17 protein-coding genes and 2 pseudogenes are annotated in these 13,931 nt (G+C 67.7%); 11 read left to right on the top strand and 8 right to left on the bottom strand.

The annotated features are described in order from the left end of the window. Positions 1-7: 7 nt before the first annotated feature. On the bottom strand, positions 8-1,636 hold the full coding sequence (locus ABD357_RS36170; protein WP_344395499.1) for an ABC transporter substrate-binding protein: 1,629 nt from the start codon (positions 1,634-1,636) through the stop codon (positions 8-10). Positions 1,637-2,010: 374 nt separating this feature from the next. Between ABD357_RS36170 and ABD357_RS36165 the strand changes: the two genes are divergently transcribed. Both ABD357_RS36165 and ABD357_RS36160 read left to right on the top strand, forming a co-directional pair. After that, positions 2,011-2,682: a FadR/GntR family transcriptional regulator gene (locus tag ABD357_RS36165; protein WP_425585162.1), complete on the top strand. Its 672-nt coding sequence runs from the start codon at positions 2,011-2,013 to the stop codon at positions 2,680-2,682. Continuing rightward, positions 2,679-3,188, top strand: coding sequence for a protein-tyrosine phosphatase family protein (locus tag ABD357_RS36160; RefSeq protein ID WP_344395497.1), 510 nt, complete (start codon positions 2,679-2,681; stop codon positions 3,186-3,188). Before ABD357_RS36165 ends, ABD357_RS36160 begins: the two co-directional genes overlap by 4 nt. On the opposite strand, the gene ABD357_RS36155 is transcribed toward ABD357_RS36160, so the two are convergent. Then, a complete protein-coding gene (locus ABD357_RS36155; protein ID WP_344395496.1) occupies positions 3,169-3,615 on the bottom strand; it encodes a GNAT family N-acetyltransferase in 447 nt (148 codons plus the stop codon). The genes ABD357_RS36160 and ABD357_RS36155 overlap by 20 nt on opposite strands. Before the next feature lie 147 nt (positions 3,616-3,762). Here ABD357_RS36155 and ABD357_RS36150 point away from each other — a divergent pair, with 147 nt between their 5' ends. Beyond that, on the top strand, positions 3,763-4,260 hold the full coding sequence (locus tag ABD357_RS36150) for a VOC family protein (protein WP_344395494.1): 498 nt from the start codon (positions 3,763-3,765) through the stop codon (positions 4,258-4,260). Positions 4,261-4,276: 16 nt separating this feature from the next. Here the strand turns inward: ABD357_RS36150 and ABD357_RS36145 are convergent, their stop codons facing one another. Beyond that, positions 4,277-4,729: an NUDIX hydrolase gene (locus ABD357_RS36145; RefSeq protein ID WP_344395493.1), complete on the bottom strand. Its 453-nt coding sequence runs from the start codon at positions 4,727-4,729 to the stop codon at positions 4,277-4,279. A 212-nt stretch (positions 4,730-4,941) separates the two neighbouring features. Further along, a pseudogene (locus tag ABD357_RS36140) lies at positions 4,942-5,211 on the bottom strand (SRPBCC family protein); the annotation flags it as partial. Positions 5,212-5,289: 78 nt separating this feature from the next. Here ABD357_RS36140 and ABD357_RS36135 point away from each other — a divergent pair. Then, a complete protein-coding gene (locus ABD357_RS36135; RefSeq protein ID WP_344395492.1) occupies positions 5,290-6,492 on the top strand; it encodes a glycoside hydrolase family 113 protein in 1,203 nt (400 codons plus the stop codon). A gap of 15 nt (positions 6,493-6,507) precedes the next feature. On the opposite strand, the gene ABD357_RS36130 is transcribed toward ABD357_RS36135, so the two are convergent. Continuing rightward, positions 6,508-7,080, bottom strand: a complete 573-nt coding sequence (locus ABD357_RS36130; RefSeq protein ID WP_344395491.1) for a class I SAM-dependent methyltransferase — start codon at positions 7,078-7,080, stop codon at positions 6,508-6,510. Positions 7,081-7,134: 54 nt separating this feature from the next. On the opposite strand from ABD357_RS36130, the gene ABD357_RS36125 reads away from it, so the two are divergent. The 3 genes and pseudogenes from ABD357_RS36125 to ABD357_RS36115 all read left to right on the top strand — a co-directional run bounded on the left by ABD357_RS36125 (position 7,135) and on the right by ABD357_RS36115 (position 8,746). After that, the gene (locus tag ABD357_RS36125; protein WP_344395489.1) at positions 7,135-7,890 is read left to right on the top strand and encodes an AraC family transcriptional regulator; all 756 of its coding nucleotides are present in this window, start codon (positions 7,135-7,137) and stop codon (positions 7,888-7,890) included. 154 nt (positions 7,891-8,044) lie between these two features. After that, positions 8,045-8,419, top strand: a pseudogene (locus ABD357_RS36120) (type II toxin-antitoxin system RelE/ParE family toxin); the annotation flags it as partial. 99 nt (positions 8,420-8,518) lie between these two features. Further along, entirely contained in the window at positions 8,519-8,746 is a 228-nt protein-coding gene (locus ABD357_RS36115) for a helix-turn-helix domain-containing protein (RefSeq protein ID WP_425585161.1), read from the top strand. A gap of 95 nt (positions 8,747-8,841) precedes the next feature. Here ABD357_RS36115 and ABD357_RS36110 read toward each other — a convergent pair whose 3' ends face one another. Both ABD357_RS36110 and ABD357_RS36105 read right to left on the bottom strand, forming a co-directional pair. Continuing rightward, positions 8,842-9,120: a DUF397 domain-containing protein gene (locus tag ABD357_RS36110; RefSeq protein ID WP_344395488.1), complete on the bottom strand. Its 279-nt coding sequence runs from the start codon at positions 9,118-9,120 to the stop codon at positions 8,842-8,844. Further along, complete coding sequence (locus ABD357_RS36105; protein WP_344395487.1) at positions 9,102-9,932, bottom strand: helix-turn-helix domain-containing protein; 831 nt, start codon at positions 9,930-9,932, stop codon at positions 9,102-9,104. Before ABD357_RS36105 ends, ABD357_RS36110 begins: the two co-directional genes overlap by 19 nt. Before the next feature lie 339 nt (positions 9,933-10,271). Here ABD357_RS36105 and ABD357_RS36100 point away from each other — a divergent pair, with 339 nt between their 5' ends. The 4 genes from ABD357_RS36100 to ABD357_RS36085 all read left to right on the top strand — a co-directional run bounded on the left by ABD357_RS36100 (position 10,272) and on the right by ABD357_RS36085 (position 12,901). After that, complete coding sequence (locus ABD357_RS36100) at positions 10,272-10,487, top strand: hypothetical protein (RefSeq protein WP_344395522.1); 216 nt, start codon at positions 10,272-10,274, stop codon at positions 10,485-10,487. Positions 10,488-10,540: 53 nt separating this feature from the next. Continuing rightward, positions 10,541-11,167: a DUF1266 domain-containing protein gene (locus ABD357_RS36095; protein WP_344395486.1), complete on the top strand. Its 627-nt coding sequence runs from the start codon at positions 10,541-10,543 to the stop codon at positions 11,165-11,167. 90 nt (positions 11,168-11,257) lie between these two features. After that, positions 11,258-12,034, top strand: a complete 777-nt coding sequence (gene recO / locus ABD357_RS36090; RefSeq protein ID WP_344395485.1) for a DNA repair protein RecO — start codon at positions 11,258-11,260, stop codon at positions 12,032-12,034. 15 nt (positions 12,035-12,049) lie between these two features. After that, complete coding sequence (locus ABD357_RS36085; RefSeq protein ID WP_344395484.1) at positions 12,050-12,901, top strand: isoprenyl transferase; 852 nt, start codon at positions 12,050-12,052, stop codon at positions 12,899-12,901. A gap of 147 nt (positions 12,902-13,048) precedes the next feature. Here ABD357_RS36085 and ABD357_RS36080 read toward each other — a convergent pair whose 3' ends face one another. Continuing rightward, positions 13,049-13,915 carry a LysR family transcriptional regulator gene (locus ABD357_RS36080; protein WP_344395482.1) on the bottom strand — a complete coding sequence of 289 codons (867 nt, stop codon included), beginning with the start codon at positions 13,913-13,915 and terminating at the stop codon, positions 13,049-13,051. Positions 13,916-13,931 lie beyond the last annotated feature (16 nt).

The raw sequence follows: 13,931 nt of genomic DNA, 5'->3' as shown, positions 1-13,931 counted from the left end.
GTCGCGGTTAGGCCCACTTGGCCTGGAGAAGGTTTATCCCCGGGTACGGCTGTGGCCGAATACCCGTCAATTCCTCCGCGTTCCAGGCAGTCATCAACTCGTTGTGGACGACCGGATAGATCACGGCGTTCTCCGCGACGATGTCGATGTACTCCTGCGTCATCTGCTTCTTCGTCTCGGCGTCGGGTTCCCGCGTGGCCTCGTCCATGCGCTTGAAGAGGTCCTTGGCCACGGAGTTGTCCGCCCAACGGGCGTACCGCATCCAGGTGTTCTCGGGCCCGTAGTTGTAATGCATGATCAGGTCCGCGTCGAGACCGAACTGGTTCGGATTCGACGCGGCGGCGACCACCTGGAAATCCTGCTTCTGGTCGAGTTTGGTGAACAGCGCGGCGGTTTCCTGCGGCTGGAGGGTCGTCTTGACACCGATGGCGTCCCACGAGGCTTTGATGGTCGGCAGACAGTCCACGATCCAACTCACGTTGACCGCCATGAGGTTGACCGTGATCCCACTGACTCCGGCCTCCCGTAGCAGTTCCCGGGCCTTGTCCCGGTCGTACGTGTAGACCGTCTTGGCCTTCCGGTAGCTCGGATTCCCCTCGTTGAGGAACGAGCTCGCCGGCTTCCCGTGGCCGCGCAGCGCGGCCTGGATCATCTTCTCCGTGTCGATCGCGTAATGCAGCGCCTGCCGCACCCGCACGTCGTCGAACGGCTTGTGAGCGGTGTTGAAGAGCAGGAACAGGTGATTCATCCCGGCCCCGCCCTCGACCTTCATGCCGCCCTTCTCCAGCTGGGAGATATTGGCGTACGGAATGTTGTCGGAGATCTGTGCGCCCGCGCTCGAACCGGAGATCTTGGCGACGCGCGGCGCGGCGTCCACGATCGACAGCCAGTTCATCTTCTTGAACGCGGCTTTTCGGGGCCCGTTGTAGTCGGCGAAGGCCTCGAACGACGTGTTGGACTTCGGATTGTGCGCGGTCTGCCGGTACGGGCCCGAACCGACCGCCTTCCCCGCCGTCGCCTCGTCCAGCGCACCCGCCTTGGAGAAGACGTGCTTCGGCATGATCTTCGCGAGCGTCATCCGCTGGACCCCGTCCGGGAACGGGAACTTGAGCACCAGCTCCACCGACTTCTCGTCGACCTTCCGTACCTCCTTCAGCCAGGAGCCGAAGAAGTTCTTGGCGAGCGTCGTCGTCTTGGGATCCAGGACACGGTCGAAGGTGAAGATCACGTCGTCGGCGGTGACGGGCTGCCCGTCGTGCCACTTCGCGCCGTCCCGCAGCGTGAACCTCCAGGTGGTCGCCTGGAGGTCGGCCGGGATCTCGGTCGCGAGGGCCGCGTACGGCTCACGGCTGATCGGATCGGTGTCCAGCAGCCCTTCGTAGATGTGGTGGTTGGCGGCCATAGAGAACGCCGACGCCGTGATCAGCGGGTCCCAGCTCTGGTCGTTGCCGTAGCCGATCACCGCCGTGAGCGTCCGGTCGGCGCCCTCGCCCCCGCCGCCCGTCTCGTTCGTGGACTGAGGCCCCGACGAGCAGGCGGACAGCGTCGAGCTGATCGCGGCGGCCGCGCCCAGCGCGCCGGAGTACTTCAGGAACGACCGGCGGTGCAGCGCCGGTGCGTGGGTCGCGTCGCGCACGGTTCCTCCAGCAAGCAGTGGGAGATACGACGTCCTACGTCATAGGTGCAGCGTGACCATAAGAGGGGTCGTGGGGGCGGTCAAGGGATCGCGCACGAATGCCGTTTCTTCCAGAGGTGCGACCAATGTCGGTTGCAGGGCAGGGGAGTTGAGCCCTGTTTCTGACGGGTCGTGGAGAGGAGTTTAGTCAGGAGGTGGGACGTGGGATGTCTGCCACGCGTACGATGCGGCGCATGTCTCAGGAGCCGATGTCGCAGGCGTCCGTGCCTCAGGAGCCCACCCCCCACGAGTCCACGAACTCCTCCTTGCACTCCCTCTCCCGTGGGCAGTCCACCGGTACGCGGCGGGTCAGCAGCCAGATCCAGCACGAGGTCATGCAACTGATCCTCGACCGCAGGCTCCGCGCCGGCGCGCCCCTGCCCACCGAGGCCGAACTCATGGGCGCCCTCGGCGTCAGCCGCAACTCCGTCCGCGAGGCACTCAAGGCGCTCCAGGCCCTGGACATCGTGGAGATCAGACACGGATACGGGACGTATGTCGGCCAGGCGTCACTGACTCCACTCGTCGACGGCCTGACCTTCCGCACGCTGGCCGCCCAGCAGGGCGACGACGGCGGCGCCTTGGCACTCGGGGACATACTCCAGGTCCGAGAGGTGCTGGAGGAGGGGCTGATACGACGGGTGGCCGGCGTGCTGTCGGACGCGGAGCTGGACCGGCTGGAGGGCGTGGTGACGCGGATGGAGGAAGCGGGGCGGGAGGGCGTTCCCTTCCCGGAACTCGACCGCGAATTTCACGAGTTGATGTACGCATCCCTCGGCAACGCGCTGGTTCCCCAACTCCTCGGCGCCTTCTGGACCGTGTACCGGCGGGTCGCCGGAGTGCAGGGCTGGACGGACGATCCGACACCCGACGTCACGGTGCGGCGGCACCGGGACATAGTCGTCGCCCTCAGGGCACGGGATGTGGAGGGGGCGCAGCGGGCGATGGCGGTACATTTCCGGGGGATCGAGGCGCGGGCGGCTCAGGAGTCGAGGGGCGTTGGGTGAGCGGGGTCGGGGTCGGGGACGTGGAGGACGGGGCCTGGGAGGCTGAGGCGGCCGGTGTGCTGCGGCTGCCGTCAGGTCGGCTGGTACGGGGCCGGGGGCTGCGGCGCCCGCTCGCGCCGTCGGCGCCGACTCCCACGTACGCCGTCTGTCTGCTGGGCAAAGAACCACCCCGGGCCCCCTGGGAAACCCGCTGGATCCGCTGGCCGGACTTCTGGCTGCCCCGCGACCGCGCGTACGCCCGCGAGGTGCTGACGCAGGCGTGGAACCGGGCGGCGGCTCCGGACGAGCGGGTCGAGATCGCGTGCGGGGGTGGTCGCGGACGTACGGGTACGGCGCTTGCCTGCCTGGCGGTTCTGGACGGCGTACCGCCCGACGAGGCGGTGGACTTCGTACGCCGGAACTACGACCGGCATGCGGTGGAGACGCCGTGGCAGCGGAGGTATGTACGGGGTTTCGCGGAGCCGTCCCGGGTCCGGTGGGGGTCCCTCAGGCGAGGCGCAAGGTGATCCAGGGCACGGTGTCGCCCGGCAGCACATACCGCTCGAACTCGACGAACCCGTGCTTCTGCGCGAACCGCAACCCGTCCTCGTTGGACGCGAGAACGACGGTCTCGATCACGTCGGCGCCGAACTCCCGCGCCCGCTCCAGCCCGCGCGCATAGAGCTCCTCGCCGAAGCCCTGCCTCCGGTGGGCGGGCAGCACCCGGGCGATGACGGTGACGTCCGGCGCGTCGTCGGTGGGCGGACGCACGGTCGAGCACCCCACGAGTACGTCTTCGAGATACGCGACCTCGAGGTGATACAGCTCGGCCCGCTCCCGCGCCTCCTCGATCGACATCGCGGCCGGAGGAACGATGACGTTGTGAACGTGCTGCCAGTCCTGAAGCGCGGCATCGCTGTCCACAGCCACTTGCTCAACACGAAGTTTGGTCACCGGGGGAGCCAATCGTGCGAGTGGGGGACCGTCAAATCAGTTTCCGGCTCCCGGCTGAACAGGGCCCCTGCCTAGGACAAGATCTGGCCTAGATGTCGCCTAGCGTGGGCCCCACATTGAGGCACTCGTATCGCAGGAGGCAGGCACATGGCCGTCAAGACTGTTCCCGAGGGCTACACCACCGTGACCCCGTGGATCATCTCTCGCGACACGGATCGGCTCATCGCGTATGTCAAGGAGGCCTTCGGCGCCGAGGAGATCGCTCGGGTGGTCGGTGAGGACGGGCGGATCGGGCATGCGGAGGTGCGGATCGGCGACTCCGTGGTGATGATGTTCGATGCGAAGCCGGAATGGCCTGCGACCCCCGGCTTCCTGCGGCTGTACGTCGAGGACGCCGACTCCGTGCACCGGCAGGCCGTGGCCGCCGGCGGTACGTCCGTCACCGAGGTCACCCACCTTTTCTTCGGCGACCGGGTCGGCCGGGTACGCGATCCGCTCGGCAACCTGTGGTGGATCCAGACCCGCGTGGAGGACGTGAGCCCCCAGGAGATGGAACGGCGGCTCGGCGACTCGGAGTTCACCAAGGCCATGGAGTACGTGCAGGACGCCGACTTCTTCCCGGGCTTTGGCACCTCGGACGATTGAGCCGAGCCGGAGCCGCTCAGGGGGCGGTCTCGCCCCGTACGAGCGGATGGCACACCGGCTGGAGGTCGCCGGGGAGTTCGTCCGGGCGGCACCAGCGGGCCTCCAGGATCTCGAAGGGGTCGATGCGCAGTTCGCCGCCCAGCAGTCGCGCTTCATAGGCCACTTCGAGACGGGTGCGGAAGCCGCTGTTCAGCAGGACGAGGCGGCCCGCCTCCACATCGAGGTTGGTCTCCTCCTTGATCTCGCGGACCACGGTCCGCCGGAAGTCCTCGCCCTTGAGCGCGAAGCCACTCGGCAGGCCCCACTGGCGTCCCGGCGGCCACATCCGGTGCCGTAACAGCAGCACCCGGCCTTCGTCGTCGCGCACGACACCGGTCACGCCGACCACGAACTTCGCGTTCAGGCACCACATCACACGGCTTTGCACCGGGCGCAGGGCGCGCCAAAGGCGGGCAAGGAGTCGCCTCACGGGGCCTCCGAGGGGTACGGGGGTGTCGCTCCCCGCGAGAACGGGTGGCGGTCGGGCGAGGCCTTCGCCCCTACGGACGGTACCTCGTCGGCGACGCGTGTTCGCGCCGCGCTCGGTGATGCTCGGCACCGACGGCGGCCCGGGCGGCAGGCTTCGTGCGTGCTGTCCGGCCACCCTGTGTTCCACGGCCCGATGGTGAGTTCTGAGAGGATTCAGCCCTTCGCCTTTTCGGCCAGGAAAGCGCTCAGGCTGTCGAGAAGCATGGTGCTGCCCTGCTCGGCCATGTCGCGCTCCTCGGCGGAGTCGCACGTGTGGCTGAGCACGATCCGGGTGTGGTGGTCGTCCTGCCCGTCGAGTTCCAGGGCCATGACTGCGGGCTCGGGCTTGCCTGGGACGTCCATGCCGATCACCAGACGGCGGTTTTCGGCGACCTCGAGATAGCTGCCGGTCAGCGGGAACTGCCCGCCGTCGGGGGTGAGCATCGGAGTTCATACCTTGGTTGCCCTCTCATCGACCATCGACGGACAGTCAAGTTCCCCTCGGCTCAAGAGACTTGCTGCATGGAGAAGACCAAGGGGAATCAGGGGAACACGGGGATCAGTCGTGCGCACTTCATGGCGGGAGCGGCTGTTGTCGGGGGTGCGGTGGCGGCCGGGGGTCTCGCGGCCCCCGCGTCGGCGTCGACCCGAGCGGCCGCGTCAGGGGCAACGGCAGTGGCGGCAGAGTCAACGGTAGTGGAGGCTCGGCGCGGGCTGACGCACAGGGGTGTCGTCTACACCGTGGGGAAAGGGGAGACACCCGGCACCGCCTGGAGCGAGCGGAGGATGCGCGAGGACGTCCGTGTGATCGGGGACGAACTGCACGCCGACTCCGTCGAGGTCACCGGGGACGGCGTCGAGAGGCTGAACGCCACGGCGAGTGAGGTGGCCGAGCGCGGACTGCACGTGTGGTTGCAGCCGACGCTGGGCGACGTTCCGGAGAAGGAGATCCTCGATCACCTCGCCGAGAGCGGGCGGCACGGGGAGCGGCTGCGGCGGCAGGGCGCGCAGGTCACCCTCGCCGTCGGGTGTGAGTTCTGGCTGTTCGTGCCGGGCATCGTGCCGGGAGGCGACGTCTTCGAGCGGATCGACAACCTGGAGAAGGGGAACTTCGATCTCGCGAAGGTGCAGAAGCGGCTGGCCAGGTTCACCGCGAAGGCGGCGGCGGTTGGCCGGTCCGTCTTCCGCGGCAAACTCAGCTACGCCGCCATGCAGGACGAGACGTTCGAGAACGTCGACTGGGGGCTGTTCGACATCGTAGGCATCGACTATTACTCGTACTTCCGCCAACGAGCCGACTATGTACGGGAGTTGCGTACGTTCCAGCGCTGGGGCAAGCCCCTGGCCATCACCGAGTTCGGCACCTGCACCTTCAAGGGTGCCCCTCAGGCGGGCGGCATGGGCTGGAACATCGTCGACTACACCAAGAATCCGCCGGAGATCAAAGGCAACCCGGTCCGCAGCGAGCGCACCCAGGCCGCGTATCTCACCGATCTCCTCGACGTCTTCGAGTCGATGAACCTGCACGCGGCGATGGCCTTCGAGTTCGTGACCGCCGACGCCCCGCACCGGCCCGACAATGCGCGCTACGACCTGGACATGGCGTCGTACGCCATCGTCAAGCCCCTCAAGGACCGCCCAGACGACCCCGTCTCCGACTGGCACTGGGAGCCCAAGCAGGCCTTCCACGCCGTAGCCCGCCACTACGATCGGGCACGCTGCTGAAAGCAGACGCCCAGTTCAGGGACGCCGGGCCCGGAATCGGAGGGCGCCCGACTCCGGGTGCCGCTGCACCGATACGTCGGTGAAGCCGGCCTTCGTGAGGCGGTCCGGGAGGCCGGCCGGGTCCAGCGTGTTCATCGTGTCGCGGAAGTGGAGCAGCCGGAACCGGAAACTCGGCTGGCTGTCGCAGCCGGCGAAGACACCGCCGGGACGCAGCACGCGGTACGCCTCCGCGAAGATCCGGTCCTGGTGGGCGGCCGTCGGCACATGGTGCAGCATGACGAAGCAGACGACCGAGGAGAAGCTCTCGTCGGGGACGGGGACCGTCGCTCCGTCCGCGTGCAGGATGCGCGCCTTGTCGCCCCACTTCTGCTCCAGCAGGGCGGCGGTGGTCTCGTCGATCTCCGCGGCCGTGACACGGGGCGCCTGTTCGATGAGTAAGCGGAGATTGGCGCCGTAACCCGGACCGATCTCCAGTACGTCGTCTCCCAGGTCCACGCCGTCGAGGGTCCACGGGAGGATGTGGTCCTTGGTCGTCCGAGCCCACTTGTCGGAGCTGCACAGTCTGCGGTGCATGAGATTCATCGGCATACGGCGACGGTATGGGCGAGCCGCCGTGTCCGACACGGGCTACGCTGCCGTCCCATGTCGCCAGACGGACAGCCGGCCGCCACCGCGATCTTCATCGGCCACTTCACCATGCCGAGGGGGACGACGTACGGCCGGCACTGGCACTCCTTCCACCAACTCGCCTGGGCCGCAAAGGGGTTGCTGCGCGTGAGCAGCGAACGCGGGGCCTGGCTGCTGCCGCCCTCGTTGGCCCTGTGGATCCCGGCCTGGGTGCCCCATACGACCGAGTCCGCGGGCGACACGGTCATGCGCAGCGCGTACGTCGACCCCGCAGCGTCCCCGGAGATCCGGTGGCCCGAGCCGACGGTGGTCGCCGCGGGCCCGCTGCTCCAGGCGCTCATCGACCACCTGGGACGGACCGGCCTCGCCCCGGACGCACGGTCGCGTGCGGAGGCCGTACTCCTCGATGTGCTGCACCCCGTGCCGGTGACGAGCGTGTCGGTGACCGAGCCACGCGATCCGCGGGCGCGGACGGTGGCGCGGGTGCTCGTCCAAGACCCTGCGGACGGACGGCCGTTGGAGTCTTGGGGTAGGGAAGTCGGCGCCAGCGCAAGGACGTTGGCCCGGCTGTTCGTCGCCGAAACCGGGCTGGCCTTCGGCCAGTGGCGCGAGCAGCTGCGTATGCAGTCCGCGATGCCGTTGCTCGCCGAAGGCATGACGGTGGAGGCGGTGTCCCGGAGGGTGGGTTACGGCTCCGCCAGCTCGTTCGTCGCGGCGTTTCGGCGGGTGGTGGGGGTTACGCCTCGCCAGTACTTCCCGGTGCGCGACTGAGGGATCTCTTGTGCGCCGAGGCCGGAGCCGGACTCTGAGCCATCGCGCCGTCATTTGGAGGGATCGCCTCGTACGAGTGAAAGCTCCGGGTTCGGGGTGGCGGCCCCATCTGCCAGTGGGTTTAGTGAATGCTAAACTCGCGAAGGGATTGAAGGTGGAAGAGCAGTGGGACGTCTACCTGACCGACGAGGTGGATCAATGGCTACACGACCTGGAGAAGGCCGACCCGGTCTCGTACGTGCTGGTGAACCAAGCGATCTGGATCCTCGCCTGCCACGGGCCCGCCGAGGGACGCCCTCTGGTCGATCGGATCAAGGGATCGACGCTGCACAACCTCAAGGAGCTTCGTCCAGGATCGGCGGGGCGGAGTGAGGTGCGCGTCCTGTTCATGTTCGACCCGTGGCGGTCCGCGATCCTTTTGGTGGCCGGAGACAAGGCGGGGAACTGGACGGCCTGGTACGACGAGGCGATCCCGCTGGCCGAGCTTCGGTATGCGGAGTACGTGGCTGAGCGGGATGAAGGAGTCGGGGAAGTGAGCGGATACATCAAGTGGTCGGCCAGTGGGCATCGTGAGCGGGCCGAGGAGTTGGCGGGTGACCGGGACGCGTTTCTCGAGGGCGCCCAGCGCATGCTCACCGAGGCTCGGGCGTGGCGGCTGGTCGACATGCGTCAGGAACGCGGGTTCACCCAGGCGCAGGTGGCCGAGCGGATGGGTGTGAGCAAGGGGCGGATCTCACAGATCGAGAGCGGTCAGGTCTCCGGTACGGATGTCGTGGCCCGGTACGTCGAGGCACTCGGCGGCAGTCTGGTTATGGTCGCGGTCTTCGGTGACGGGCAGTTGCGCAAGGTTGGTTGACCGGGGGCGGAGGAGGTGCTCGCGGCTCGGTGGGGCGTGGGCCGGAGTTTGAGAAGCGGGCGGCCCAAGCGTCCACTTGAGAGCTTGCGGCACGGTTACTCCGCTACGGCGCCGATGAACTCCGTCCAGACCGCCGCACCGATCACCAGCACGGGCCCGTCCATGACCTTGCTGTCCCGGACGGGGACGATGCCGGGGACTCCGTCGGCCACCTCGACGCAGTCCTCCCCGCCGTCGCCGCCGCTGTGGCTGCTCTTGCGCCAGCGGGCTGCGCCCACGAAGTCGTACGCGACCTCGACGCACGACTCGCCGTCCTCGCCGCCGCTGTAGCTGCTCTTGCGCCAGCGGGCGTTGCTCAGGTCGTACTCGCGCATCGTCTGTAGTCCTCCGCCACCGATTCGATCAGGGCCAGGGACGCCTCCGGCGACAGAGCAGCGCCCCTGAGGAGATCGTAATACCCCTGGATGCGCTTCACGACGGCTGGATCGTCCAGCAGGTTCCCCGAAAGCACGCCCTCTGTATAGGCAGTTGGCGGGGCGTCCTCGAACTCCATGAGCGTCATCATCTTGCCCATGGTCGGGTGCGCTCCGGCCGAGAACGGCAGCACCTGTACCAGCACCATGCGCTCGCGGATCATCGCCACGATGTGCTCCAACTGGGCAGCCATGACGGCAGGCCCGCCGACGGGGACGCGGAGCGCAGTTTCGTGCAGGACCGCCCAATACACGGGGCGTGTAGCGTCCTTGAGGATCGGAGCCCGGTCCATACGGGCCCTGACCATCTCCTCGATGTACGCCTCCGAGGCGAGCGGCTTGCTGGCCAGGTAGAGCGCGCGGGCGTACTCAGGGGTTTGTAGGAGCCCTGGGACCACCGTAGGCGCAAAGTCACAGATGCTCGTTGCCAGCCGCTCCAACTCCACCACGTGTGCGAAGTACGTATACGGCTGCTCCTTGATGAGCTTTCGCCAAAGCCTCTCGAAAAAACCCTCGGTTTGCAGAACCCCGTCGATCCGCTGTGCCACATCCAACTGCGGCTTCCGAATAGCCTGTTCGAATTGCCCAATGTAGCCGCCCGACACAAAAACGCGAGAACCCAAGTCGGACTGAGTGAATCCGGCTTCCTCCCGCCGCCGTTTCAGCTCTGTACCGAAGAACTCCCAGGCCGCCTGACGCGAACCATTGGCCATGGCCAACCCCCTTGTACTGCACCGTCGTTGCTGAGCGTAGAGGTCTTCCAGAGTCTAAGCGGCCGACGCCACCGTGGAGATGAAAAGCGTGAAAACCAAAAGCAAGGGGAGCACCACGATGGCTCACTATGAAGGTCGCGGCGTACGGCACTCGACGGGATGCGTCGAAGAGGCGGAGGAAACGGTGAAAGAGTTGCGGGAAGCACTCGCGAACGCAGGAATTAAGTTGCCGACGCTCCGGATCGACCCGGCAAGTTTGGCGCGGGAGACGCCTTGCCCGCTCATCGAATTGGGGCGGTGTTCCGTCGGGACGGCGGCACGGCTCGCGGCGGTGATCCGGTGACGCTGCCGATCGGGGCGTATGCCTTCGATACGAAGACGGGGAAGGTGGGCGTGGTGATGGGACACGAGGGACCGTACGTACAGCTCAGGCCGATCGGCGGCGGACGCGAGTGGGACTGCGAACCGGGCTCGGTCCGCACAGCCACCCAGGCGGAACGCCTCCGCGCGGCTACGGCGTACGCGAACGCACGCAGCCGCGGGGAGGTCCCTTGAAGCGTGACAGGTGGTAGCCGTGGGGAGATCGGTGTGACATAGGGTGCGGGCGCATGGCGATATGGAACCCGATACGGAACCTTCGCAAGCCGAGAACGGCTCGCAAGTACCCCGTTCCGCTCACCATGCACCAGCTGTGGATGGTGTCGCTGAGCGCTCCCGTGCACCGCGACCGGGACGCCTCACGGACGACGCTGTACCCCTTCACCCGCATCGACGACGAGAAGGCCCGGCGGTGGCTGGCCGACCAGTGGGAGATCACTTCGCGTGAGGCGCTGGCCGGCCGGCTCGACGGTCTCACGCGGGGCGGTTACCGCGCGCGGGCGCGGATGCGGCTCGGCGTCGAACCGCTGGCGTGGGACGCCGGGCTGTACGTGGACATCTCCCGGCGCGGCTTCGCCTGCGGGATGCTGAGCGAGGCCGAGGCATGGACCGCGCTCAAGAACATCGTGCCGGCGGTGGTGCGCACGTACGGCTCCTGGAAGGAGTACGCCGAGCACTATCTGCTGGGGCGGATGGTGTGGCTCGAAGGCCTCCAGGGCACCCGGGACACGGACTTCCCGGCCCCGCAGGAGGTGTCCGACGCCCACCTGCAAGCCCTCCTGGACCCGATGAACACGGCCAGCCCCTGGAACATGGCGCCCTGGGAGGCGATCAGCCACCCCGACCACGCACGCTGACTCCGTACGCGAGAATGGACCCATGGTATGGGCTGCGGAGGCGCGCGATGAGTGTCTTCCGGGACGACTGTGTACCCACGGGGGTGCGCGATGAGTCTTTTTCGGGATGACGGCGTCGTCCTGCGGACGCAGAAGCTCGGCGAGGCGGACCGCATCATCACCCTGCTCACGCGTGGGCATGGGCGTGTGCGGGCCGTGGCCCGCGGAGTGCGGCGTACGAAGTCGAAGTTCGGGGCGCGGCTCGAACCGTTCTCGCATGTGGACGTGCAGTTCTTCGCGCGCGGGAGCGAGCTGGTGGGGCGCGGGCTGCCGCTGTGCACGCAGAGCGAGACGATCGCTCCGTACGGTGGCGGGATCGTCGCCGACTACGCCCGCTACACCGCCGGGACGGCCATGCTGGAGACGGCCGAACGATTCACGGACCACGAGGGCGAGCCGGCCGTTCAGCAGTATCTGCTGCTCGTCGGCGGGCTGCGGACGCTGGCCCGCGGGGAGCACGAGCCGCATCTCGTTCTCGACGCCTTTCTGCTGCGCTCCCTTGCCGTGAACGGCTACGCGCCCAGTTTCAGCGACTGTGCCAAGTGCGGGATGGCGGGACCGAACCGGTTCTTCTCGGTCTCCGCGGGAGGTTCCGTCTGCGCGGACTGCCGGGTGCCCGGCAGCGTCGTACCCTCGGCGCAGGCCCTCGAACTGCTCGGTGCGCTGCTGACGGGGGACTGGGCCACGGCCGACGCGTGTGAGTCGCGGTACGTCCGGGAGGGCAGCGGGCTGGTGTCGGCCTATCTGCACTGGCATCTGGAGCGCGGGCTGCGGTCGCTGCGCTACGTGGAGAAACAGCCGTACAAAACAGCGGCAACAGAGACCTAGGGAGACGAGAAGCACATGGTGGTACGCGGGATCCTGGGGCGCCAGCGCCGCGAGTACAAGACGCCGGAGCCGCATCCGTCCGGCGCCCGCGCGCCGAAGCTTCCCGGTGAGCTGATCCCGAACCATGTGGCGGTCGTCATGGACGGGAACGGGCGGTGGGCCAAGGAGCGGGGGCTGCCGCGGACCGAGGGGCACCGGGTCGGTGAGGGCGTCGTCCTGGACGTACTCAAGGGCTGCATCGAGATGGGGATCAAGAACCTCTCCCTGTACGCCTTCTCGACCGAGAACTGGAAGCGGTCCCCCGATGAGGTCCGCTTCCTGATGAACTTCAACCGGGATGTCATCCGGCGCCGGCGTGACGAGATGGACGAGATGGGGATCCGGATCCGCTGGGTCGGCCGTATGCCCAAGCTGTGGAAGTCCGTCGTCCAGGAGCTTCAGGTCGCGCAGGAGCAGACGAAGCGCAACGATGCGATGACGTTGTATTTCTGCGTCAACTACGGGGGGCGGGCCGAACTCGCTGACGCGGCCAAGGCGTTGGCCGCGGACGTTGCCTCCGGCAAGCTTGATCCGGAGAAGGTCACCGAGAAGACCGTGCAGAAGTATCTGTACTACCCGGACATGCCGGATGTTGATCTCTTCCTTCGGCCGAGTGGTGAGCAGCGTACGTCCAACTACCTGATCTGGCAGTCGAGTTACGCCGAGATGGTCTTTCAGGATGTGCTGTGGCCGGACTTCGACCGTCGCGATCTGTGGCGGGCTTGTGTGGAGTATGCCCAGCGGGATCGGCGGTTTGGCGGGGCGGTTCCCAATGAGGAGCTGCTGGCGATGGAGGCCGCGATGAAGGGGCGTCCCGAGGGCGGTTGATCGCCCCCGCCGCCCCTACTCTCCGCCCCGCTCTCGGCTTCGCTCAAGCGGGGGACACCCTCATCGCTCTTCGATCCCTGCGCCACCTTCTCGTAACCGGCTACAGCACTCGCTGGGCGGAACGGCCCCGCGATCTTCCTGGCCGACTCACCGAACTCTGCCGAGAAGGCGCGTGGCGCGGCGGACGGCGGCGATGGTGTGCCGGTCGTCGGTGACGCGGGTGGCGACGGCGATCTCCACGGGCGGTCCGTCGAGCGGGACGAACCGGACGTCCGGGTGCGGGTAGAAGCGGCTGGCGGCCTCGGCGTGCAGGGCTATGCAGCCGGTTGTCGCCACGGCTGACGGTATGGCGGCGGGGTGGCGCAGGGCGCCACGGCTGTGGGACCCGTCGGCGGCGGGGCCGGACCATGCTTCGAGCGCGGGATGGGCGAGGGCGGTAGGCAGCCACGGGCTGTCACTGACGTCGGCCTCGGTCAGACGGTCGGCGTCGGCGAAAGGGGAACGGGCGGGGACGACCACGACCCGGGGCATGGTCAGGGCGTGCTCGAAGACGAGCCCGTCGACGGGACCGACGTACTGGACGATGCCCACGTCGACCCGGTGGCTGCGGACCGCTTCGTACTGGTCGGCCAGGTCCAGTTCGGCGTAGGAGAAGGCGATTCTGGGATCGTGTCCGTGCACTGCCGCAGTCAGGTCCGTCCAGCGTTCGGCGAGTCCGAATCCCAGGACGCCCAGCGTAAGGACCTTTTCGTCGGCGGTGCGGCGGCGGTTTTGTTCGGTGAGGGAGTCCACGGCGTCGAGCAGAGTCCGGGCTTCGGCGATCAGCCGCGCTCCCTCAGGGGTGAGCGTCACCCGGCGGCTGGTGCGTTCGAAGAGCCGGGTGCCCAGTTCCCGTTCCAGTCGCTGGATGTGGCGGCCGAAGGGCTGGGGGCTGATGTAGTGCCGCTGCGCGGCCCTGCCGAAGTGCAGTTCCTCCGCCAGTGTCACCGCGTAGCGGAGCGCCCGGATGTCCATCCCTGTGCCTCCGTGC

This window comes from Streptomyces vastus, from assembly GCF_039532825.1.
Taxonomy (GTDB): domain Bacteria; phylum Actinomycetota; class Actinomycetes; order Streptomycetales; family Streptomycetaceae; genus Streptomyces; species Streptomyces vastus.
The sequence above is the reverse complement of the archived record's forward strand: the minus strand, read 5'-3'. Positions and strand labels throughout refer to the sequence as shown.